Source organism: Bacillus sp. 123MFChir2 (genome assembly GCF_000383235.1).
Lineage (GTDB): Bacteria > Bacillota > Bacilli > Bacillales > Bacillaceae_G > Bacillus_A.
Map to the genome: position 1 here is coordinate 1 of NZ_KB910933.1, position 22,017 is coordinate 22,017.

At 34.3% G+C, this 22,017-nt stretch carries 19 protein-coding genes and 3 pseudogenes; 18 read left to right on the top strand and 4 right to left on the bottom strand.

Translation table 11 applies throughout. The annotated features are described in order from the left end of the window. A partial coding sequence (locus H280_RS23240) for an IS30 family transposase (RefSeq protein ID WP_020060526.1) occupies positions 1 to 262 on the top strand: 262 nt, incomplete at its 5' end. A gap of 348 nt (positions 263 to 610) precedes the next feature. After that, on the top strand, positions 611 to 1,558 hold the full coding sequence (locus tag H280_RS0107625; RefSeq protein WP_020060527.1) for a DNA-binding domain-containing protein: 948 nt from the start codon (positions 611 to 613) through the stop codon (positions 1,556 to 1,558). Between the two features lie 228 nt (positions 1,559 to 1,786). Here the strand turns inward: H280_RS0107625 and H280_RS23245 are convergent. Next, positions 1,787 to 2,613 (bottom strand): annotated as a pseudogene (locus H280_RS23245) (flagellin N-terminal helical domain-containing protein). 446 nt (positions 2,614 to 3,059) lie between these two features. On the opposite strand from H280_RS23245, the gene H280_RS24875 reads away from it, so the two are divergent. Beyond that, positions 3,060 to 4,955 carry a tetratricopeptide repeat-containing glycosyltransferase family 2 protein gene (locus H280_RS24875; RefSeq protein ID WP_020060529.1) on the top strand — a complete coding sequence of 632 codons (1,896 nt, stop codon included), beginning with the start codon at positions 3,060 to 3,062 and terminating at the stop codon, positions 4,953 to 4,955. Between the two features lie 250 nt (positions 4,956 to 5,205). On the opposite strand, the pseudogene H280_RS23250 reads toward H280_RS24875, so the two are convergent. The 3 genes and pseudogenes from H280_RS23250 to H280_RS23255 form a co-directional block, all read right to left on the bottom strand. Next, positions 5,206 to 5,597 (bottom strand): annotated as a pseudogene (locus H280_RS23250) (sugar phosphate nucleotidyltransferase); the annotation flags it as partial. Between the two features lie 220 nt (positions 5,598 to 5,817). Next, positions 5,818 to 6,633: a flagellin N-terminal helical domain-containing protein gene (locus tag H280_RS0107645; RefSeq protein WP_020060530.1), complete on the bottom strand. Its 816-nt coding sequence runs from the start codon at positions 6,631 to 6,633 to the stop codon at positions 5,818 to 5,820. Between the two features lie 891 nt (positions 6,634 to 7,524). Further along, positions 7,525 to 8,840 (bottom strand): annotated as a pseudogene (locus H280_RS23255) (IS1380 family transposase). A gap of 991 nt (positions 8,841 to 9,831) precedes the next feature. Here H280_RS23255 and H280_RS0107655 point away from each other — a divergent pair. The 15 genes from H280_RS0107655 to H280_RS0107730 all read left to right on the top strand — a co-directional run bounded on the left by H280_RS0107655 (position 9,832) and on the right by H280_RS0107730 (position 22,005). Then, positions 9,832 to 10,539, top strand: a complete 708-nt coding sequence (locus H280_RS0107655; protein ID WP_020060531.1) for a lytic transglycosylase domain-containing protein — start codon at positions 9,832 to 9,834, stop codon at positions 10,537 to 10,539. 53 nt (positions 10,540 to 10,592) lie between these two features. Next, positions 10,593 to 10,817, top strand: a complete 225-nt coding sequence (locus tag H280_RS0107660) for a flagellar motor switch protein FliN (protein ID WP_020060532.1) — start codon at positions 10,593 to 10,595, stop codon at positions 10,815 to 10,817. Positions 10,818 to 10,831: 14 nt separating this feature from the next. Continuing rightward, complete coding sequence (gene fliM, locus H280_RS0107665; protein ID WP_020060533.1) at positions 10,832 to 11,818, top strand: flagellar motor switch protein FliM; 987 nt, start codon at positions 10,832 to 10,834, stop codon at positions 11,816 to 11,818. Between the two features lie 17 nt (positions 11,819 to 11,835). Then, positions 11,836 to 12,183 (top strand): FliM/FliN family flagellar motor switch protein, encoded by a 348-nt coding sequence (locus H280_RS0107670; protein WP_020060534.1) that lies wholly within the window; start codon positions 11,836 to 11,838, stop codon positions 12,181 to 12,183. A gap of 12 nt (positions 12,184 to 12,195) precedes the next feature. Continuing rightward, on the top strand, positions 12,196 to 12,519 hold the full coding sequence (locus tag H280_RS0107675) for a hypothetical protein (protein WP_020060535.1): 324 nt from the start codon (positions 12,196 to 12,198) through the stop codon (positions 12,517 to 12,519). After that, entirely contained in the window at positions 12,516 to 13,274 is a 759-nt protein-coding gene (locus H280_RS0107680; RefSeq protein ID WP_020060536.1) for a flagellar type III secretion system pore protein FliP, read from the top strand. The genes H280_RS0107675 and H280_RS0107680 overlap by 4 nt, the downstream gene beginning before the upstream one ends. Positions 13,275 to 13,330: 56 nt before the next feature. Continuing rightward, entirely contained in the window at positions 13,331 to 13,606 is a 276-nt protein-coding gene (locus H280_RS0107685; RefSeq protein WP_020060537.1) for a flagellar biosynthetic protein FliQ, read from the top strand. 16 nt (positions 13,607 to 13,622) lie between these two features. Beyond that, a complete protein-coding gene (locus tag H280_RS0107690; RefSeq protein WP_020060538.1) occupies positions 13,623 to 14,384 on the top strand; it encodes a flagellar biosynthetic protein FliR in 762 nt (253 codons plus the stop codon). Positions 14,385 to 14,394: 10 nt separating this feature from the next. Further along, positions 14,395 to 15,441 (top strand): flagellar type III secretion system protein FlhB, encoded by a 1,047-nt coding sequence (flhB, locus tag H280_RS0107695; RefSeq protein WP_020060539.1) that lies wholly within the window; start codon positions 14,395 to 14,397, stop codon positions 15,439 to 15,441. A gap of 23 nt (positions 15,442 to 15,464) precedes the next feature. Beyond that, entirely contained in the window at positions 15,465 to 17,531 is a 2,067-nt protein-coding gene (locus H280_RS0107700) for a flagellar biosynthesis protein FlhA (protein ID WP_020060540.1), read from the top strand. Between the two features lie 17 nt (positions 17,532 to 17,548). Next, positions 17,549 to 18,820: an ATP-binding cassette domain-containing protein gene (locus H280_RS0107705; RefSeq protein WP_020060541.1), complete on the top strand. Its 1,272-nt coding sequence runs from the start codon at positions 17,549 to 17,551 to the stop codon at positions 18,818 to 18,820. Positions 18,821 to 18,866: 46 nt separating this feature from the next. Continuing rightward, positions 18,867 to 19,640: a flagellar hook-basal body complex protein gene (locus H280_RS0107710; RefSeq protein WP_020060542.1), complete on the top strand. Its 774-nt coding sequence runs from the start codon at positions 18,867 to 18,869 to the stop codon at positions 19,638 to 19,640. A gap of 340 nt (positions 19,641 to 19,980) precedes the next feature. After that, positions 19,981 to 20,667 (top strand): hypothetical protein, encoded by a 687-nt coding sequence (locus H280_RS0107720; RefSeq protein WP_020060543.1) that lies wholly within the window; start codon positions 19,981 to 19,983, stop codon positions 20,665 to 20,667. Positions 20,668 to 20,974: 307 nt separating this feature from the next. Continuing rightward, positions 20,975 to 21,694 carry an AzlC family ABC transporter permease gene (locus H280_RS0107725; protein ID WP_020060544.1) on the top strand — a complete coding sequence of 240 codons (720 nt, stop codon included), beginning with the start codon at positions 20,975 to 20,977 and terminating at the stop codon, positions 21,692 to 21,694. After that, positions 21,685 to 22,005, top strand: coding sequence for an AzlD domain-containing protein (locus tag H280_RS0107730; protein WP_020060545.1), 321 nt, complete (start codon positions 21,685 to 21,687; stop codon positions 22,003 to 22,005). Before H280_RS0107725 ends, H280_RS0107730 begins: the two co-directional genes overlap by 10 nt. The last annotated feature ends 12 nt before the right edge of the window (positions 22,006 to 22,017 follow it).

Consider the following 22,017-nt stretch of genomic DNA (forward strand, 5'->3'; position numbering starts at 1 on the left):
ATTTTCGTGTTATCAACGTGTAGAAAAAGATTTGGAAATCGCAGTGTTCTTTGCCGATCCTTATTCTTCCTGGCAACGTGGGAGTAACGAAAATGCAAATGGTCTATTACGTGAGTTTTACCCGAAAAAAACAGATTTGAGCCTTGTTTCACAAGAACAATTAAATCGAGCACTACTTCTTATAAATCAAAGACCAAGAAAATGTTTAGGTTGGAAAACTGCCCACGAAGCGTTTCAGGAGGAGCTGTCGCACTTAGATTGACAAACCGTCATATAGAAAAAAGACTTAAAAGCCCCTTTTTTTTAGGGGGACGAGAGCAACTGGCCGTGCGTAGAAGCGGTCAGGGCCTGTTTCTGCCACGGGCAATGGTTTAAAACATAGAGAGAAAGCGAGTGGGCAGGTTATGCTTTCTTCTGCATGGCAGCGACTTATAGGCTGAAAAAATTAAAATGGACTTATCTATATTATATTTTTATACTTTTTATATATTTTTTTATGTAAATTAATTGACATATAATTTACATATATTATATGATTAATATGTAAAATTTACTATTTTTACAAGTGATAAGGGAGCTATTTAAGGCAATAAGGGGAGTGCGATAGGAGATGGCACAAGACAGCGCAGTTTTCGTTTTAAAGAAGTTACAAGAGTTACTGAAAAAGAAAGATAGAATTAAAAATATGGAAGAAGAATTCAGAAAAATAGCAAAAAAATTCCATGTGAGATTTGAAGAAGTATTGGATTTGTATAATAAAATGTTTCTTTTTCAAATGGATGTAGAAAAAGTTGGTGGTTTTGAAGTATACGAACAGTCAGATATAGCATGGTTGAAGTCTGAGCTAGCATTATTACAAGAAGTTTATCAATTTTGTCAGCAGAACGGTCTGAACATTTTGGAGATTTCTGATTGGATAAGTAAGGAAAAGCTACAACTGTTTCTTAAAACACCTAGTCAATTGCAAAATACGTATTATAAATTAAGAAAAGAAGAAATTGGCCTAGAAAATATAAAAAAACAAAAACCAGGTCGAAAACGAAAAACTACTTTTATAAAACAATTACCTTTTAAGAAGGAAGAGTATAAAAAAGAAGTAAAAATAAAAGAAGAAAGTCTCAAAATAGATAATAATCTTGTTACTGTATTATCTGGAATTGTTAATAATTTTCAATTGATAGATGGAAAAGATGAACAAAATGCAACTGGGTTGTATCGTTTTATGGATGGAATTTATAAGTTGTCTAGCATGGCTGCAGAGTATGTTAAAGATGAACAAGATATTGCTGGATTTAGAAAAGAGATTACGGCGTTACACAGTGAGACAGAGCGCTTACGAAGAGAAAAAGAGGAACTTGTAGCAGATATGAGAGAAATGACAAATAATATGATTCGCTTTATTACAAGTTCTGATGTAGAACAGATTCGTACCTTGCCGTATTTCGTAAATATGTGCAAACAAGACTTGTATAAACTTGGACTATATAGTGGTATAACAGAAGGGCAATTAAAAGTCATGATTGATCAAAGTGGACAGGTTGTGTCAGTGGTGAAATAAGAGAAGTCATCCGGAAACGGACGACTTCTTTTTACTATATAAATATACATTGGAAAATAAAATACCCTCTCTTTTTTTGAGGAGGAGAGCATTTGACTATACATCGAAGGAGTTAGGACCTGCCGTTTCTAATACATGCAAGGTTTAGAGAAAGTGAGTGCAGATCATGTTATTTATGTATAACATAGACTTATACTATTTAAAATTATTTCAACATATTATATAGATTTACTTATTTAGAAGCTTAATAAGCATTTGTGGAATTTGATTAGCTTGTGAAACCATACTTAATGAAATTTCTGTAAGTAGCTTATACTTTACAAATTCACTCATCTCTTTTGCCATATACGTATCTTCAATACGAGAAGCACTGTCTGCCATGTTAGTGGCTTGATTGTTTAAATTTTCAATATTAAATTGTAAGCGGTTTATCATCGAACCTATATCCGTACGGTGCAATAAAATATTTTGCATGATCGTGTCTATTTTGGCAATGGCTTGATTTGCATCCTGTGTTGTTGAAATTTTCATATTGTTCGTTGGAGCGGGGGGGACTTTGATTAGATTGGAACTCATTTATAGATGAAAAGGAAAATTCTATCGTATCGCCAAGGTCATCCATTGGAATAATAAGCCTTCTATTCCCCACAAACAATGGATTATCATTAAATTCAGCTGTATCTTGCATATAGCCAATTTGTTCTGCAAGCCGTTGAAATTCTTGGTCTAGCATTTCTTAATTCTCACTGGAGTTTGTACCATTTGCTGATTGGACTGAAAGGTCACGCATTCGAATTAATATGTTTATCATAGTTTGCAAAGAAGACTCAGCTGTATGGAGCATTGAAATTGTATCTCCATTATTTTGAATAGCAACGCATTCCGATTTCTCTAGCACGCATCCGCGTTACGATCGTAAGCCCAGCGGCAGCATCAACAGCACTGTTGATGCATGTCCCTGTTGATAAACGTTCCATTGCTTTGTTCATATGCTGTTCGTTCTTATATAGTGAATGTAGTGCTTTCATACTGGGAATATTTGTGTTAATTCGCATTTGAATGTAGACTAACTATATTTTATTGGTTATATATTACGTTATACTGTAAAAATGGTTTATTACTATAAATTGCGAGTGATAGAATCCTTCTTTCCCTGTTGGATAAAGAATAAAACCGTATTGAGAAACTCCTTTTAACGCGGGATAAAACTTTTGACCATCTTAGATAGAGCTCTACAAAGATGAATTTGATAAAGATTTATCTATTTAGAAAATTATTTTTTCATATCTCTAAATATAAAATTATCTAATTGCATAATGGCAATCCTAAGTTACGTTGAGGAACTACAAAAATGTAATTTAAATGTATATTATTACACTGGAAAATAAGGAATAATAAAAATATAAAATCATTTCATAAAAATATTAAAAAAAACACAAAATGATAATATAATGATTATAGGATTATATATTTTTATAAATAAAGGAGTAAAAAAATTATTATGAAACCTTTTCTATCAGCATGTTTAATTGTAAAAAATGAAGAAGATATGTTACGAAGATGTTTAGAATCTCTGCAAGATGGAGTAGATGAGATTATCATTGTTGATACAGGCTCGACAGATAACACAAAGAAAATTGCAAATGAGTTTACAGATAAAGTATACAATTTTGAATGGACAAATGATTTTGCTGAAGCACGTAATTTTGCTGGTTCTAAGGCAAGTGGTGAATGGATTTTAGCAGTTGATGCAGATGAATGTGTGGAGAAAGGGAATATAGAAGTAGCTATAAAAGAAATGAAGTTAAATGGAGCGAAATATAATACTTATAATGTAGAAATTATTAGCTTTTTAGGAGAAGATGGACAAAATACAACGGCACATAAAATGAATCGAATATACAAAAATAACGGGGAAATTCGTTTTAATGGGGCAATTCATGAACAATTAGTAGCTGTGTCTGGAACACAAAAATTCGGGTTATCCTCACTTACATTGTACCATTATGGTTATTTAGCACATATAATTGAAAAACAAGACAAAAAGAATCGAAATTTAAAAATAATAAAACAAGATTTAAAATCAGGAAAGAATAAAGGATTTTCATATTTTAATTATGGACAAGAATTACGTAGCCTAAAAAAGACAAAAGAGGCACTAGATACTTTTATAAAAGCATATAAACTTAAAGAAAGTATAGATGAAGGATGGGTACGTACATGTCTATTTTTTATCATAGAAAGTTTAATGGAATTAAAGCGATATGAAGATGCATTGAAGATTGTTGAGGATGCTGAAATAATGTGGCCATCAGTTCCAGATTTTATCTTTTCAAAAGGAGATATTTATCTTTTACAAAATCGTTTCGATGATGCGAAACAAGTTTATCAAGCTATTTTAGCAAATCAGGAAGCATATAGTGAAGTAGTTCTTCATTTTGATCGTAAATCTTTCTTGCCTCAGGAACGACTGGGGCAAATTTATGAAATCGAAAAAAATGATGAAGAAGCATTGAAACATTATATTAAAGCTTTAAATGAAAATGCGTCATCACTTCCTATTATTAATAGTATAGTGCGAGTTTTAAGTGAATATCATACAGCAAAAGAAGTTTATGGGTTTTTATTAAACCAAAACATTGTTAAAACAGATACAATTCGTTTAGATGTCATCAAATATCTTCTAAATGAAGGAAATGCTGATTTGGTTGTAGAGTTAGCAAATGATTTAGAAGCGGGAAATAAAAGACTAATAAATGTAATTAATTTAAAAGGAAGTATGATTGCTAGTTCACCGAACGAAGATGAAACATTAATTATTGAGAAACATGATGTATTATTAGGGATTCAAGAAGGAATATTTGACCTCGCTGATTTATGTGTTTTATATCACATTACAAAAGATGAATTTATAGCAGAAAAGATTAAAAGTTCGAAATTCAAGTATATATTTACATGTTTATTCGAAGAATTGAAACGTTCTAAAAAGATGAAGCAAGAGGAATATTTAGCAATTTTAAGAAGAGCACTTTGTTATAAGCAAGTAGATTTTGTTGAAAACCTTATTTCATTAAAGGAAAGAGTTCATAAAGATATTGATGCGAAAATTGCAGATTTATTTTATGAGAATGGTTATGAGGATATTGCGATAGATTTTTATGAACGGTTAGATCGAAATCAAATCACGAAACAAGGTTATGTGAACATGATTGAATGGTTTATTTCTCAACACGCATTTGAAGAAGCACATCTATTGGCGATAGAAGCAATAGATAAGTTTAAAAAAGATTTTCGTTTTTATAAGTATGCTATTGAAACAACACAAAGTAATCGAGGAGCAATTGTGACGAAAGGACTTTGTGAATTTCCGGATAGTAACTGGTTAAAACTTAAATAGGTGGATCATTTTTAAACAACAATAAACTTTGTTCGTTGAAAACAGAGTTTATTGTTGTGATTAAGAGAATATAATGCAATAGTTAAATATTATACTAAAGTTATTCCGATCTACATGTGATTCTGCTATAAAATTAATCATATTATCAATATCACTTTTAATAAATTTGTAATTTGAGATGTTCTTAAAATTATTGGGATTTTTTAAATTATCCGCATAGGTAGGGGCATCTAAATTGGACAATTTAATAAGTTGAACCTTTTTTCCGTAAAGCAACTTGCTGGAGGAGGGGAGTTAAGTCCTGACTGTAAAAATATTGGCTTCTAAAATAAGTGCAACATTATCATTACCAATGAAACCTTCTCCGATTAGAAACGCTTGTACTAATCCTTCGGAGACTACTGCACGGCATATGATAAATAAATCCCCAAATTTTCCTCATCATCGAAATTTTTTTTGAATCGCTGAATATCTTATGGCGTCGAAATAATTAAAATATCTGTAATTCCGGCTAGCAATTAAGACGGATAAAGGATAATAAATCATCGGTTTTTCGTATATAAGTAATAATTGTTTTGAAATCATTTTTGATAGTGGATAAAGGTTTCTACGACTATCGCCTGCAAGAATAATACCTTTCATGTTGTACTCGCTCCTAAATATCTTCATTTTGAGTTGTATTTGTAGATATAAATATATTGGTAATTTTGTTAGTATTTTATATTTATAGAAGGAATGATATTGAAAATTAAATAAGAGAAAAGAGGAAAGAAGAGTGGTTATAGTAATGAATGTGACAAATACAGAATATAAAAAAACACATCCCATAAAGAGATGTGTTTTTTTATATTACACAAATGAATTATTGTAATAATTTGCTGATCATTTGTGGAGTTTGGTTTGCTTGAGAAAGCATGCTGATACCAGCTTCGTTTAAGATTTTGAATTTTGTCATTTCAGACATTTCTTTTGCCATATCAGCGTCTTCGATTTGAGAAGCAGAAGCTGCCATGTTGATAGCTTGGTTGTTTAAGTTTTCTACGTTGAAGCCTAAACGGTTTTGTGTAGCACCAAGGTCAGCGCGTTTTCCAGCAACAAATGCAAGAGCGTCATCAATGCTCTTAACAGATGCTAAAGCGTCAGCTTCAGTATCGATTTTAGATGCATTAACAGTGATTGAAGTTGTATCGATTTTAGATAAAACTACTTTAATTTGTTGACCAGCAGTAGAACCGTCAAGTGTTTCGATGTTAACAGTTTGGTCAGCATCTAATAAATGTTTGTCGTTAAACTCTGTATTAGCAGAAATGTAATCGATTTGGTCTTTTAAAGCTGTGAATTCTTTGTTTAAATCTGCTTGGTTACCAGTGTTGTTCGTACCGTTTGCAGATTGAACAGCAAGATCACGCATACGAGTTAAGATGTTAGATACAGAGCTTAAAGCAGATTCTGCAGTACGGATCATAGAAATACCGTCTTGTGTATTTTGAGTAGCTTTTCCTAAACCACTCTCACGAGCACGCATACGAGTAGCGATTGCTAAACCAGCTGCATCGTCAGCTGCAGTGTTGATGCGTTTACCACTTGATAAACGGTTCATAGAAGTGTTCATTTTGTCTTGGCTTTGGCGCATGTACTCTTGAGTACGCATGCTGTTGATGTTAGTGTTAATTCTCATAATTAAAACCCCCAAATTTTTTTGTTTTTGTTAATTGATATCTCCTTGAATCTTTTTATTAAGATATGCGGATCAATCAACCACAACCTTATTGTAATCTGTATTTTATAATATGTCAACACTTTATCGGAATAAATGAATATAAAAATACTAAATATAAAAATCATAGTAATAGAACTCGGTTTAACCCTTATATATCAAGGGTTTTGAGAACAAAGAGAATAAATAACTTCACATATTTTTATGTAATGTAAGTGGTAGAATTGATAAATTTAATAAAAAAACTTAAAAAAAGATGAATTTCTTAAATTAATATAGAGAAAAAATCTATGTACATTCATTTTGATTATTCAACATATCAGTGCTATGCAGAATACAGCATCATCCGCACTTGCTTTTTCCTTTTTTAAACTTGGCACGTGGGAGAAATAGGTCCTGATCGATTCCATGCATGGCTAGATACTCTTGCCCATCCAAAAAAGAGAGGCTTTTTGCCGTTTTTTCAATTTATATATATGAAGGAAAAGGAAATGGTATGAGATTTTTCATTTTATTCATCGACTACATTTTACTGTTGTTTCAAGCGATCTGATTATAGATAAGGGTAATCTTTTATGTTTTCGATGAATTATTATAGGGGAACTACTATTAATAGGTAGAAGTTAAATTAATTCCATGAGAGGCACGTGTGATTTTTGTTTCAAATATATATATACCTGAATTATTCACCGCAATCTAAAAAGTTAGGGATTTCATGAGATTTATAGTGCTAAGGCAAATTTGTACCAAGAAAATAGGCGAATGAAAGAAGATTTGAAACGAGTCTAGGAAGAAAACCGATTTTTAGACAGACTCCTCCCTTGGTGCGGATTCGTTTTTTTTTAGGGCTATTTAATTGAATGTTAGCTGCTGCACCCGGGTCAGCACGTCCCAAAAGAAGCGTTCATAGACAAAACTCGAGGACAGCTTGAAATACAATGAGCGCCCAGATTTCACCAACTTGCTTGCCACTTTAATCAGTCGTGTTCGAATGGTTTGGATTTGAATGCCTTTATACTTGTTCGGGAAACTCAGTGTGCGTAGCCAGTTTGTAAAATTATAGGCAAGCAGACTCAACATCATGCGTGCTTCATTGACGAGAAAATCATGACTTTTCATCTGATCAAAGCCAAAGCCATCTTTTGCTTCTTTGATAAAATTCTCCATTGTTCCGCGCTGTTTGTAGGATTGCACAATGGCTTGTGGTGAGAAGCTTTCACTGAGATTCGTCACAAAAAAAGCATGCGAAAAGAACAGTTCACCTGCTAGGCGCGTGGATTGAATCACAATGCGACGAGGAATCGACCAAGAGGACGCTTGATAAATCGACTCTTCCACATAGTTTTCTGTCACGGACACATCACGAATTTCATGTGTTGGGTGTAGTTCTTCCGCAAGTGCCTTTAACTTGGCGTTTGCTTTTAAACGAATGATATAGTAGACCGATTCCTTTTCGCACAATTTATATAGATCAGGCACCGCGAAGCCACTATCGCCACGGACAAGATAAGACTTTTCAGGGAAAACTTCGTTATAGTGTTCGATGAGTGGGCGCATAAAATCTACGACACCGTTGGAAGTATAAACGTTTCCCGGGCGCAATTGAGCTTTCAAGAAATCACCTGTTAGCCCATCAAATGCGACTAGTGGATGAAAGCCCATTGTACGATAATGTGCATTGTAGGATGAATTTTCTTGCTTTCCATATGTATCGGCATGTGTGGAATCAAGTCGAAAATGAGTGCCTTTGATTGCCTAGCATGATAAACTCGATCAAGTAACGCCTGATTCGCCGCTTGAAGTTGGCTGAGTGCTTGCGTGTCAAAGCGTTTAAAAAATTGTGATAACGACGGTTGAGAAGCAAGTGAAGATTTACCAAGAACTTGTGTAAAAATTGGATCATGTGTTAAACGATCCGCTGCATCATCCTCATGATAGCCAGCGATCAGCTGATAGATTTTTTGACAAAGTAACTGTTCATTCTTATGAATGCAATACGTGCGTTCATCTTTTAATTGGAGATGTTTTGAGATTGTTTGAGAGAAGCTGATTTTTTCATCAAACTCACGAAAAATTAATTCTCCAGTGTCAGAAGAAAGCACGCCTCCATCATTAGATAATTTAATTGAACGGTTGAAATGTAGAGTATTTTGAGTTAAAGTAGCCATTAGAAGAATCCTTTCTCTTTTGGTTGTTTCTTGGTCGTTATAACCTTAACAGAAATGGATTCTTTTTTCATCTTTTAAATGAAGAGAGAATCCCACGGAAAGGCTGACAAGTCAGCTTTTTCGTGGGATTTTGTGTTGGACGGTGAATAATCTGGGATATAAATATCAATTTTAATTTTCCTACATATAAGTTGCTGTTATGCAGACTGCAACACGACCTGTACTCACTTGCGCTCTTTGTTTTAAAACATTACATGTGGCAGGAAAAGGCCCTGACTACTACTATACATAGCCAGTCCCTCAGGGCCACTTAAAAAAATGCTTTTCTATCGGTTTTTCATAGAGTGACTGAGTAGTTACATAAAAAGATTTTAAAAAAAGTGAATTCCCTAAGTTAATATAGGAGAAAAAAGCTGCATAAACCCACTTTAATTTTTCAGTACTATGTAGAATAAACCATAACCGTTATCTTTTTACGATTACAAAATCTTTAGACCTAATTTTTAAAAACATGTGATGTCGTTACTTCATTTAAGTGCTCCGAAAAAATGTTTAAGTAATAAAAAAATAGCTGCGATTTGTTTTTTGCTTCTATATATGCTCTTATTAAATTGACATACTACATAATATACAGTTGTTTAAAGTTTTTTACATACCAGTCGTTACTATGCACAATGCAATATGATCTGCATTCGTTTTTTTTTTTTGGTTAAACAAAACATTGCATGTGGCAGAAAAAGGCCCTGACCGCTTCTACGCATGGCCAGACGCTCTCGCCCACATAAAAAGAAAAGGGTTTTTATGTTAGTTTTTTAAGCAGTGTTTTCAATTTATATCTATATAAAATGTAAAAAATATCCGTTATTACTTATTTTTAGTGGGAAATTTAAATTAATCTTATTAATTATCCGTATTTTTTTTTAAGATTATTGCAAAGTTTTATAAAAAACTCTAATATTAAGTTATCTCTATTTAATTAAAAGGTGATATTATGATAATTGGAAATGTAGTAAAAGAAGTTCTTTCTTATAGAAAAGGGCAGATAGAGAAAAAGCTAAGTAGTCCAAAAGCTTTTATGAGTAGTTCATTTGGAGTGGCACTTCAAAATGAAACTGCAAAGGAAGTGAAAATGGATAAGAAACTTTCTCAAGTAAGAGAGAATCAAAATGTAGTAACTGAGATGGACGTGAAAAATGCGGAACCTTTGCAGGTTGCTCAGCAGGAGTTTACACGTCGCTTTTCTGATGTAACAAGCACGGATATGGATACGTGGGGATTAACGAAAAAGTATAATATTCAAAATGTACGATTTAAAAATGAAGGGAAGTATGCGGATATTATTCAAAACGTAAGTAATACATATGGTATTCCAAAAACGTTAATTCAAAAAATAATCGAAGTAGAATCGGATTATAATCCAAATACAGTCTCTTCAGCAGGCGCAATGGGGTTAATGCAGCTTATGCCAGATAATGTGAAGGAACAAGGCGTGAAAAATCCATTTTCACCTGCTGAAAGCATCGAAGGTGGTGTGAAGGAATTAACGGGATATTTAAAAAAATATAATGGGGATCTCGTATTGGCACTTGCAGCTTATAATGCAGGGCCAGGAAATGTGAAAAAGTATGGGGGTGTACCACCGTTTCAAGAAACAGAAAAATATATTAAAAAAATATTAAACGTTGATGTTTCCAAATAAAGTTTCTTATATAAAATAGAAATTTTGTAAACACGATATGGGAGTTGCTAGAGATGAAATTACATGATGATATTCCACTAACAATTCATTTTGAAATTGGAAAGACGAAAAAGAAGATTGATGATCTGCTTCACATTACAAAAGGAACATTGTATCGCCTTGAACATTCCAAGAAAAATACAGTGCGTATTATGTTAGAAAATGAAGAAATTGGAACCGGCAAAATTTTGACGAAAAGCGGTAAAATGTACGTTGAAGTTGTCGAGTTGAAGAAATAAGAAAGGGGATTTTCATGAGCGGTGATAAATTAAGTCAAGAGCAAATTGACGCGCTGTTAAAGGCGATGGATGAAGGGGCAGAAATGCCAGATTTTGCGCAGGAAGCAGAGAAACAAGGCAAGTTTCAAGAATATGATTTTAATAGACCAGAGAAATTTGGTGTGGAGCACTTACGAAGTTTACAAACGATCGCGACGAACTTTGGGAAACAGACGGCTCAAGCGCTTGCAGCTCGAATACGTATTCCAATGGAGCTTGATCCGTCGACAGTGGAGCAAGTTCCATTTACGAGTGAGTATGTAGAAAAAATGCCGAAAGACTATTATTTATATTGTGTTGTTGATCTAGGTTTACCAAACCTTGGTGAGATTGTTATTGAAATGGACTTAGCATTCATCATTTATATCCATGAATGCTGGCTTGGCGGAGAACCGAAGCGTGATTTTACACTTCGTAGACCGTTAACATCGTTTGAATTTATAACATTAGATAATGTATTTTCTATTCTTTGCGATAATTTAAAACGATCGTTTGAAAGCATAATTGAGATCCAACCGCACCTGGTGGCAACAGAAACAGATCCAAATGTTCTTAAAATTACAACGGCAAGTGACATTATTTCGTTGTTAAATGTGGATATGAAAACGGATTATTGGAATACAACAGTGCGACTAGGCATTCCGTTTTTATCTGTTGAAGAGATTATGGATAAGTTAACGTCAGAGAATATTGTTGAACATTCTTCTGATAAACGAAAAACATATTCTACAGAAGTGGAAACAGAAGTACAAAAAGTTCGTAAACCGATACATATTGCGATTGGTGAAGAGAAGATTACAATCGGCAACCTAGAGCAGTTTGAGGAAGGCGATATTATCCCATTACATACAAAAGTAACAGATCAATTACGTGGGTATGTTGATGGGAAACATAAATTTAATTGTTTTATCGGAAAAGATGGACAGCGTAAAGCATTTTTATTTAAAAGCTTTGTAGAGTAAGAGAGGGAGAGTAGGATATGAAGCATGAAGTATCTTCTGTTATGTTAGTAGATTTAGATGAAGTTGTAAAAGAGTATAATGAGCAATCAAAAGCTCATATTGAAACAGTTTCAGATATCTCTATTGAACTTGGTGTGCGACTTGGCAGGAAAAGTGTAACACTAGCTGATGTGAAAAAACTGAAGGTTGGTGATATTTTAGAGGTAGAAAAAAACTTAGGGCATAAAGTCGATGTATATTTAAGTGATGAAAAAGTGGGAATTGGTGAAGCAATTGTGATGGACGGGAATTTTGGAATTATCATTTCTGAAATTCAGGCCGATAAGAAAAAGGCGATATTAGCTGCGGCGAATGAGAATGAATAGAGGAGGTGTCATATGAGTTATATGACAACCTTAGTGCAAGTTGTATTATTATTTGGTGCTCTCGGATATGGTGCTTTTTATATGATGAAAAAGACGAGAAAACATCAGTTTTATAAGCAAGGGGAAAATGGTTTGATTCAAGTGAAAGATGGCTTGTATGTCAACCATCAAACGAGTGCATTCTTATTTGAAGTAGATGGTAAGCAAGTGTTTACTGTTATAGGTAATAACGGCAGTCATTCCATCCAGTTGTCAGGCAATCAGTTTCATAAAGTATTAGAAGAAGTGATAAAAGAGGAAAAAATTCAGCAGGAAAAAGTAGAGGATGCATCATGAAAATTAAAAAAATTATATCTTCTATTAGTGTTATTTTTGCATTTTCTATTGTTTTTTGCATTATTTTTGCAAATACAGCGTACGCAGAACCAAATGGGTTTATCCATTTTGAAAATGGAAAAGAGTTTACGAATAACTCGAGTGTTCAACTTTTCCTACTTGTAACGCTATTATCGTTATCTTCGTCTATTGTGCTTTTGTTTACACACTTTACTTATTTTATGATTGTTCTTGGAATTACACGTCAAGGACTGGGGGTTATGAACTTACCACCTAACCAAGTACTTGTTGGCTTAGCTTTGTTTTTATCGTTATTTACGATGCAGCCTGTTTTGGGGCATTTAAAAAGCGATGTCTGGGATCCGATGACGAAGGATAAGATTACAGTGAGTCAGGCAGCCGCGAAGACAGAACCGATTATGAAAGATTACATGGCAAAGCATACGTATAAACATGATTTGAAAATGATGTTAAAAGTTCGAAATGAAGAGTTGCCAAAAGATGTGAAAGATATTTCATTATTTACTCTCGTTCCGTCTTTTACATTGACTCAAATTCAAAAAGGCTTATTAACAGGGATGTTTATTTATTTAGCGTTTGTTTTTATTGATTTAATCGTTAGTACATTACTAATGTATCTTGGAATGATGATGGTGCCACCGATGATTTTAAGTTTACCATTTAAAATACTCGTTTTTGTATATTTAGGTGGATATACGAAAATCGTCGATATTATGTTTAAAACGGTTGCTTAAGAGCCGATTAAAGGAAGAAATTTATTTGTACAATACGTGATAGGAGTCATATTTGCATGAATATATCACCGATAACAGAAATATTTCAAACTTTTTTCTATAAAGGTTTTGAAATTTTACTTCCGGTTGCGGGAGTAAGTATGATTGTTGTTATCATTCTTGCGGTATTAATGGCAATGATGCAAATACAAGAACAGACGCTTACGTTTTTACCTAAGATGGCAAGTATTGTTCTTGTTCTCATCATACTTGGTCCGTGGATGTTTCAAGAAATTACAACATTAGTTTTAGATTTATTTGACAAAATTCCGACGTTGCTGCGTTCGTACTGAAAAAAGGTGACGGAAAATGAATATGGACTTATGGGTTGCAACGTTTTTTGCATTTTGCCGTATTACGTCATTTTTGTATTTCTTGCCCTTTTTTTCAGGGCGATCCATGCCAGCGATGGTGAAAATTACATTTGGACTCGGATTATCGGTTACAGTCGCTGATAAAGTGGATATTTCTCATATTGAGACGATTTGGGATATTGTCGGTTATGCGGGTACACAAATTGTAATTGGATTAACACTTTCAAAAATTGTCGAGTTTTTATGGAACATTCCCAAAATGGCGGGACATATTTTAGATTTCGATATTGGTTTATCACAAGCGAGTTTGTTTGATGTGAATGCTGGCTCGCAGTCCACATTGATTTCGACAATGTTTGATGTGTTTTTTACAATTATTTTTATTGCGCTTGGCGGAATGGATTATTTTATTGCGACAATTTTGAAGTCGTTTCAATATACAGAAGCAATTTCACAACTATTAACCAAGAGTTTTTTAGATAGTTTATTAGCAACGTTATTATTTGCAATTACGTCTGCAGTAGAAATTGCCCTTCCGCTTATGGGCTGTTTATTCATTATAAACTTCGTATTAATTTTAATTGCAAAAAATGCACCGCAGCTTAATATTTTTGCGAATGCATACGTTTTAAAAATTACGTGCGGCATTTTATTTATTGCAATGAGTGTACCGATGTTTGGATATGTATTTAAAAATTTGACAAACGAATTACTTGATAAATATACGAAACTATTTGACTTTTTGTTAACGAAATAGAGGGACGGTTATGGCAAAAGATAATAAAACAGAAAAAGCCACCCCGCAGAAGATTAAAAAAGCACGCGAAGAAGGGAACATTGCCAAGAGTAAAGATTTAAATAACTTGTTTTCTGTGCTTGTTTTAGCAACAGTTATTTATTTTTTCGGTAATCGTTTGGGGTATGATATTGCCAATTCTGTTGCAGTGCTATTTGATCAAATTGGAAAAAAAGCTGATACAACCGAGTACTTTTATTTAATGGGTATGCTTCTATTAAAAATATCAATACCTATTCTTGTGCTCGTTTACGCGTTTCATATGATGAATTATATGATACAAGTACGTTTTTTATTTTCAGCAAAAATTATTAAACCGAAAGCATCTCGTATTAATCCGAAAAGCTATTTTACGAGATTGTTTAGTAGAAGAAGTATTGTTGATATTTTAAAGTCTTTATTTTATATGATTCTTCTTGGCTATGTGGCATATGTCATAGTTAAGCGGAATTTAGAAAAACTTGTGAGCATGATTGGGTTTAATTGGAGTGCGTCACTTGTTGAAATTATGAAGCAAATTAAATACGTATTTTTAGCCATTTTGATTATTCTTGTTGTTGTTTCTATTATTGATTTCATTTATCAGAAGTGGGAGCATGCACAAGATTTAAAAATGAAAAAAGAAGAAGTGAAAAAAGAGCATAAAGATAACGAGGGAGATCCAGAAGTAAAAGGGAAGCGGAAAAGCTTTATGCATGCGATTTTGCAGGGAGCAATTGCAAAAAAGATGGACGGTGCAACCTTTATTGTGAATAACCCAACTCACATTTCTGTTGCTCTTCGTTACAATAAGCTAGTTGATGCAGCGCCAATTGTTGTAGCAAAAGGTGAAGATGAGCTGGCATTATTTATGCGAACGTTAGCGCGTGAACAAGATATACCAATGGTGGAAAATCGTCCACTAGCACGTTCGTTATATTATCAAGTTGAGGAAAATGAAACGATTCCGGAAGATTTATATGTTGCTGTTATTGAAGTTATGCGCTATTTAATTCAAACGAAACAAATTGAAGTATAGGGCGCGTTTGGAGGAGATTTTGTTTGTTTAAGATAGATTCAGCTAAAACTTATTTTTCTATCTTTTTAGCAGTGTCGTTTATTGTAGCACTTTTAATTCCATTGCCGCCATTTATACTTGATGTCATTATCGTCTTTTTACTTGGGATGGCAGTGCTCGTATATATGCGAGCAACAAGTATTAAAGAGTGGGATGAGTTAAAGTCATTCCCAACGTTATTGTTGTTAATTGGGATTTTCCGTGTTTCGATTAACGTTTCGACGACGCGGGCCATTTTAACGAATGGGAATGCTGGTCATGTTATTGAAGAATTCGGTCAGTTTGTTATTGGTGGAAACTTATTAATTGGTATTGTTATTTTTATCGTACTGATTATCTTCCAGTTTATTGTTGCAAACGGTTCTTCTCGTACAGCAGAAGTTGCGGCACGTTTTACACTTGATTCTTTGCCAGGGAAACAGATGTCAATTGATGCGGATTTAAATCAGCGCATTATTACAGACACAGAAGCAAAAGACAAGCGTAAGAAATTAAATATGGAAACAGAGTTTTACGGTGCAATGGACGGTGCCGGGAAATTTGTAAAAGGCGACGTTATATTTAGTATCGTTATCTTATTCGTAAATATTATTTTTGGTTTAATTGTTGGGATGATGCAGCAAGGAATGGGATTCCAAGAAGCTGCCTATCATTTTACAAAATTAACAATTGGCGATGGAATCGTGAACCAAATTGGTTCGCTATTACTAGCTATTTCGACAGGGATTATTGTTACACGTGTATTTGATGGTTCAGACGATACAGTGAACGAAGGCATTTATAAAGAATTAATGGCCCATGACGTTGTTGTATATGCGCTTGGAGGCTTATTTATTGCAATGGGTGTATTTTCACCGCTACCACTTATCCCGTTCTTAATTGTGGGCGGAGGAATTATTTTCTTAGGATACACCAATAAGCAGCGTTTGAAGAAAGAAAAAGAAGAAGAGATGCAAAAAGAATTAGAGATGATTCAAAGTGATGAAGATCAAATGAAGAAAGTAGAAGATTCATTTGGTGTCTTTACGGATAAATATCCAATTATTGTTGAACTTGGTCTTGATTTAGCAGCACTTGTGAAACAAAAAATTAACGGGGAAACAGCGCGAGATAAAGTTGTATTAATGCGAAAATCAATTATTACAGATTTAGGTATTAATGTCCCTGGAATTAACTTCAAAGATAATACGAGTTTCAGACCACGCGGGCGGTATGTGATTCGTATTAAAGGAGCGAAGGTAGCAGAAGGTGTTTTAAAATCAGGTTATTTATTAGCGCTGAAAACACCAAATGTTATGGCTGATTTAGATGCTGAACCAGCAAAAGATCCAATCTTTGGAGAAGATGGTTACTGGATTTTAGAGCATGTTGTACAAGATGCACAAATGAAAGGCTATCAAGTATTAGAACCGCTAAGTATTTTAATTACCCATTTAGATGTAGTGATTCGTCGTAATGTGCATGAGCTGCTGCAACGTCAGCATGTAAAAGATTTAATCCAATCTTTAGAAAACGATCATGGCGTATTATTGGAAGAAATTAAGAAGAAGGAAATCGATTTATCTCTTATTCAAAATGTCGTGAAGCAACTGTTAAAAGAAGGTATTTCCATTCGAGATTTACCAACTATTATGGAAGGTATTATTGACGGAAAAGAGATTTATCAAAATCAAGCAGACGGTGTTACTGCTTTTGTACGGGAATGTATTTCAAAAGTAATTTGTGAACATGCGAAAAACTCTGATGGGAAAATTTATGCAGCGTTGTTCTCAGATGCAATTGAACTTGATGCTGACGTCGTAAATAACTCGTATCAAGGATATCTATTAAACTGGGATTTAGAGCAAGAAACACGTGTTATTGATCAAATTCAAAACATTTTTAAACAGTCTCGTTTAATGGGACGAGATCCAGTTTTATTAACCCGTCGTAAAGATTTCCGCTTCGGTATCGTAAGGTTACTTGACCGTTATCAAATAGAAGCGAAGGTACTATGCATAAGTGAATTGGCACCTGAAATTGCGGTAGACCAAATTGCATATATTGAGTAAGGCAGAGGTGAGAGAATATGGAAAGTGCAGCAAAGAATGAGAGCATGAAGCGAATTCAAGCGTATTCTAAAAACGAATTGTATCATAAACTTTTTGAAGAACACGGCAATGACTATTACTATGTTGTGGCTGAAACAGCAAAGCGAAAGATGCCGTTCTTTTGGAAAAAGCAATATGAAATGATTGTGAAATTTCCTGAGAAAAATGAAGGAAAACAAGAACAAGTTGCTACAGAAGTAAAAGAAGAACAATCACAAGAGACGATTCAGAAGCAGAAGATACAATCGATTTTACATGACCTTGAGAATGTAACGCATAATATTCCGTATAAGCCAAAGCCATTTGCTCAAAGTGAAGAGTGGGTGGAGAAGAAGCAAAAATTACTACAAGTGTTTGATAAAGGACTTGTTGTAATGAAAACTGTAGAAAAACAAGCAGAAAAAGTAGAAGTAACCACTCATGTTGCAAATCGGGCAGTACAAGAAACTGAGCAAGGTACATCGGTGCCGTTTATTATAAAAAAAGTACTACGTACACTTGAGCAAAATGAAGTGGAAGAACATTTCTTAGCAGTATATGAAAAGAAACTGCGAGCAAAGTTTGAACACACTTCGTTGATTACAGAAGAAGAAGTTTTGCAATTTATTTTTGAAGATATGAGTGAATATTTTCATACAGAAAATGTGTTTGAGAAGGAAGTACAAACGATTGCGTTAATCGGACCGACAGGTGTTGGAAAGACGACAACACTTGCAAAGATTGCTTGGCAGTTATATGAGCAAAATAAAACGGTTGGATTTATTACAACAGATCATTCACGGGTTGGAACGGTTCAGCAACTGCAAGAGAATGTAAAAAAAATTGGAGCAGAAGTTTTGGCAGTGCGTGATACAGCAGGAATATCGCAAGCACTTTCCTATTTTAAAGAGGAAGCACCAGTCGACTATATTTTAATCGATACAGCTGGTAGAAATTATCGTACGTTAGAATCTGTACAAAGTATGGTTGAAATCATGGAACAAGTTCAACCAGATTATATTTGCTTAACGTTATCAGCTTCAATGAAAAGTAAAGATATGGTCGAGATTATTACAAACTTCAAAGATGTGCGTATCGATGGATTTATCTTTACGAAGTTTGATGAAACAGCAAGTAGCGGTGAGCTACTAAAGATTCCAGCTGTTTCATCTGCACCAATTGTCCTTACAACAGATGGACAAAATGTTACCCAAAACTTGCATATCGCAACAGCTGAACATTTAGCAAAACAAATGTTATATATATCATAATAGAGAGTGAGGTGAAGAATAAGGTTTTTGCCTTATTCATTACAGTATGAATGGTTTATATGTTGGTTCTATGGGAATGATGAACTATATACAGCACATAAATGTGCATGCAAATAACATCGCTAATGCCCAAACAGTAGGATTTAAAGCAGATCAAATGACATCAAGAGTTTTTGATACACATGAAACGTACCGTCAAGTAAATAGAAGTGAAACTGCAATTGGAACAGTTGATTATGCAGTTGTACCAGCTGCCACACATGTAAATTTGGCTCAAGGTCCAGTACAAATTACAAATAGTGCTACTGATTTTGCTTTAGAAGATGGAAATACGGGTGCGGCTTCCTTCTTTGTCGTTTCAAAAAATAATCAAACGTATATGACAAAAGATGGTCATTTTAATGTAAATGCAGATCGCTACTTACAAACAACATCTGGTGCATATGTACTGGATAGTAATAATAATCATATTCGTATTCCAGAAGGTGCGAAACTCTCTGTGAAGCAAGATGGAACTCTTTATAATGAAGAAACGGGCCAAGCTATTGGACGTTTACAAACAAAGTCAGTTGATGCTAACTTGAAAGCACGTCTTGTAAAGCATGAAGATAAAGGCCTTACAATAGATGGAACGAACATTGCTGATTTACCAAATGGAACGTCAGTTGTTCGCAATTACATGTTAGAAAACTCTAACGTTGATATGGCGAAAGAATTGGTAGATGTGATGACGAACCAAAGAATGGTTCAATCATCGCAACGTGTGATGACAACATTTGATAAAGTGTATGATAAAGAATCGAATGAGTTATTAAGATAAAGAAATGCCCCCAAAGGGCATTTCTTTTTTGGTGTTAAAATATAACTATGCAGTTACTTTATGAAAAACCGACAGAAAAGCATTTTTTTAAATGGGATAGAGGGACTGGCGATGCATAAGAGCGGTCAGGTCCTTTTCCTGCCACGTGCAAGGTTTGAAAACAAAAGTAGCCAAACTGTGCAGGCTCCTGCCCTGTTTGCATGACAGCAGTCTATATGCAAAAAAATGAATTTATAAGTAATCGAGAGACACACCTTCACTAGAATCATCCCCTTTTCTAAATTTCTAAAAGGTATAGCTGAGTAGTTATGTTAAAATAAGGAAGAGGAGAGTGGGGGGAATGAAATTAGATATTGAAAGAGTTGTATTTATTGGCCGGACCTATGAAGAGTACTGTGACATGTTCCAATTGCGTGATGAGGACATACAAAATAACAAAATATTAGATTGCCCAGCTGGTGCTTGTTCATTTACTGCAGTCGCAAATGCAAAGGGCGGAGATGTCACAGCTTGTGATGTTGTATATCAATTTAATGGAGAAGCTTTATATGAAAAGGGATTACAAGATGTAGTACATACGATGGAGCATATGGAAAAGGCAAAAGATAATTACATATGGAATTACTTTTCGAGTGTAGAAGATTTAAAGAAACACCGTTTAGAAGCACTTCAAGTTTGCGGAGCGGATATGAAGCATAATCCAGAGAAGTATGTGTATGCTACGTTACCTAACATCCCTTTTCAAGATGAAGAATTTGATATAGCTTTATCAGCACACTTTTTATTCATGTATAGTGATCGCTTCGATTACGACTTCCATGTTGAGACGATTACAGAATTGCTCCGCGTTGCGAAACAAGAAATTAGAATTTTCCCATGTATCGATTTAAAAGGTGAACGATATGAATTTTTAGACGAGCTCATAGAAAACTTACGAAACAAAGGATGCGAAGTAGCAGAAGTACAAGTCCCATATGAATTTCAAAAGAATGGGAATACGATGCTGCAAATTAAGAAGGGCTGTTAGTAAAAAAGTGTCTGTTTTGTGTAAGTAACAGAATATCGATATACAGAAATCAAAAAGAAGATAATTTCCTGAATAGTAGGTGGTTATCTTCTTTTTTCTTTTAATGTCTTTTTGTTTAATTTAAAATTCAGAATATTGTTGACTTGGTGAGGATCTTTCCTTATATTAGTAGGTATATCTATAACTACTAAAGAGGTAAGGGTGAAACAGAAGGAGTTTATTTCTGCATAGAAGAGATTAGGGGGGATGAAAAAGTATGATTCAGCTTTAGTTCATCCTATATAAGGATAAAGGGGGCGTATAGGGAGTGGAGCGAGCAACAGTATTACAGTCGCAAGATGACACGTTTATACAAGGCGTGAAAGATTGTTTGCCGACAGTTCTTGGTTATTTGAGTATCGGGGTTGCATCGGGTGTTATTGAAAAAACAGCAGGATTTTCATTAACAGAAATTGCACTTATTTCATTACTGATTTATGCAGGCTCAGCACAATTCATTATGGCTGGAATGTTTGTAGCAGGTGCACCAGCTTCTACTATTATTTTTACAGTTTTCTTCGTAAACTTAAGACACTTTTTAATGAGCGCAGCATTAGCTCCCTATTTAAAAAAGGTATCATTTTTGAAAAACATAGTAATCGGTTCGCAAATTACTGATGAAACATTTGGCGTTGCAGCTCAGCATGTTACAGGAAAGCAATATATAAGTGAGAAATGGATACTCGGTTTAAACTTAACAGGTTATATAAACTGGGTAATTGCAAATATCATTGGCGGCATTTTAGGAGACTGGATACCAGATCCGCACACATACGGGATGGATTATGCAATACCGGCGATGTTTATCGGTTTATTTGTTTTACAACTTGTAAGCAGTCGTCCGAAGTTATTTGTTCATCTTTGCGTTGCCATTGTATCAATGATTATTGCATATGGAGCTCATTTCTTTGTATCAAATAGCGTAGCTGTTATTATTGCCACACTTGCAGCAGCGACAATAGGGGTGGTGATTGAAAAATGGAAGTAAGATGGGATTTGTTACTTGTTGTAATCGGGTGTGCAATTGTTACATTGCTTCCAAGAATTATTCCACTACTTGTATTAAGTAAAGTAGAAATTCCAGAATGGGGATTAAGATGGCTTAATCATATTCCAATTGCAATATTAGCGGCATTGTTAGCACAAGCGTTATTTATGCATGAAACGATGAAAGTAGATTATTTAGTAGCAGCTATTCCGACGTTCCTTGTTGCGATTTTCACGAGAAGTTTGCTCGGTGCTGTACTAACCGGAGTTATAGCGGTGTTTTTGTTGCGTTTCTTTCTGTCAGTTTCATAATTGGAAATAGAA

What these genes read in the sequence shown, in the direction of transcription:
- H280_RS0107645 (WP_020060530.1), bottom strand. Translation starts at nt 6,633, where the DNA reads ATGAGAATTAACACTAACATCAACAGCATGCGTACTCAAGAGTACATG.
- H280_RS0107730 (WP_020060545.1), top strand. Translation starts at nt 21,685, where the DNA reads ATGGAAGTAAGATGGGATTTGTTACTTGTTGTAATCGGGTGTGCAATT.
- H280_RS0107710 (WP_020060542.1), top strand. Translation starts at nt 18,867, where the DNA reads ATGAATGGTTTATATGTTGGTTCTATGGGAATGATGAACTATATACAG.
- H280_RS0107690 (WP_020060538.1), top strand. Translation starts at nt 13,623, where the DNA reads ATGAATATGGACTTATGGGTTGCAACGTTTTTTGCATTTTGCCGTATT.
- H280_RS0107720 (WP_020060543.1), top strand. Translation starts at nt 19,981, where the DNA reads ATGAAATTAGATATTGAAAGAGTTGTATTTATTGGCCGGACCTATGAA.
- fliM (WP_020060533.1), top strand. Translation starts at nt 10,832, where the DNA reads ATGAGCGGTGATAAATTAAGTCAAGAGCAAATTGACGCGCTGTTAAAG.
- H280_RS0107625 (WP_020060527.1), top strand. Translation starts at nt 611, where the DNA reads ATGGCACAAGACAGCGCAGTTTTCGTTTTAAAGAAGTTACAAGAGTTA.
- flhB (WP_020060539.1), top strand. Translation starts at nt 14,395, where the DNA reads ATGGCAAAAGATAATAAAACAGAAAAAGCCACCCCGCAGAAGATTAAA.
- H280_RS0107660 (WP_020060532.1), top strand. Translation starts at nt 10,593, where the DNA reads ATGAAATTACATGATGATATTCCACTAACAATTCATTTTGAAATTGGA.
- H280_RS0107680 (WP_020060536.1), top strand. Translation starts at nt 12,516, where the DNA reads ATGAAAATTAAAAAAATTATATCTTCTATTAGTGTTATTTTTGCATTT.
- H280_RS0107675 (WP_020060535.1), top strand. Translation starts at nt 12,196, where the DNA reads ATGAGTTATATGACAACCTTAGTGCAAGTTGTATTATTATTTGGTGCT.
- H280_RS0107655 (WP_020060531.1), top strand. Translation starts at nt 9,832, where the DNA reads ATGATAATTGGAAATGTAGTAAAAGAAGTTCTTTCTTATAGAAAAGGG.
- H280_RS24875 (WP_020060529.1), top strand. Translation starts at nt 3,060, where the DNA reads ATGAAACCTTTTCTATCAGCATGTTTAATTGTAAAAAATGAAGAAGAT.
- H280_RS0107705 (WP_020060541.1), top strand. Translation starts at nt 17,549, where the DNA reads ATGGAAAGTGCAGCAAAGAATGAGAGCATGAAGCGAATTCAAGCGTAT.
- H280_RS0107670 (WP_020060534.1), top strand. Translation starts at nt 11,836, where the DNA reads ATGAAGCATGAAGTATCTTCTGTTATGTTAGTAGATTTAGATGAAGTT.
- H280_RS0107685 (WP_020060537.1), top strand. Translation starts at nt 13,331, where the DNA reads ATGAATATATCACCGATAACAGAAATATTTCAAACTTTTTTCTATAAA.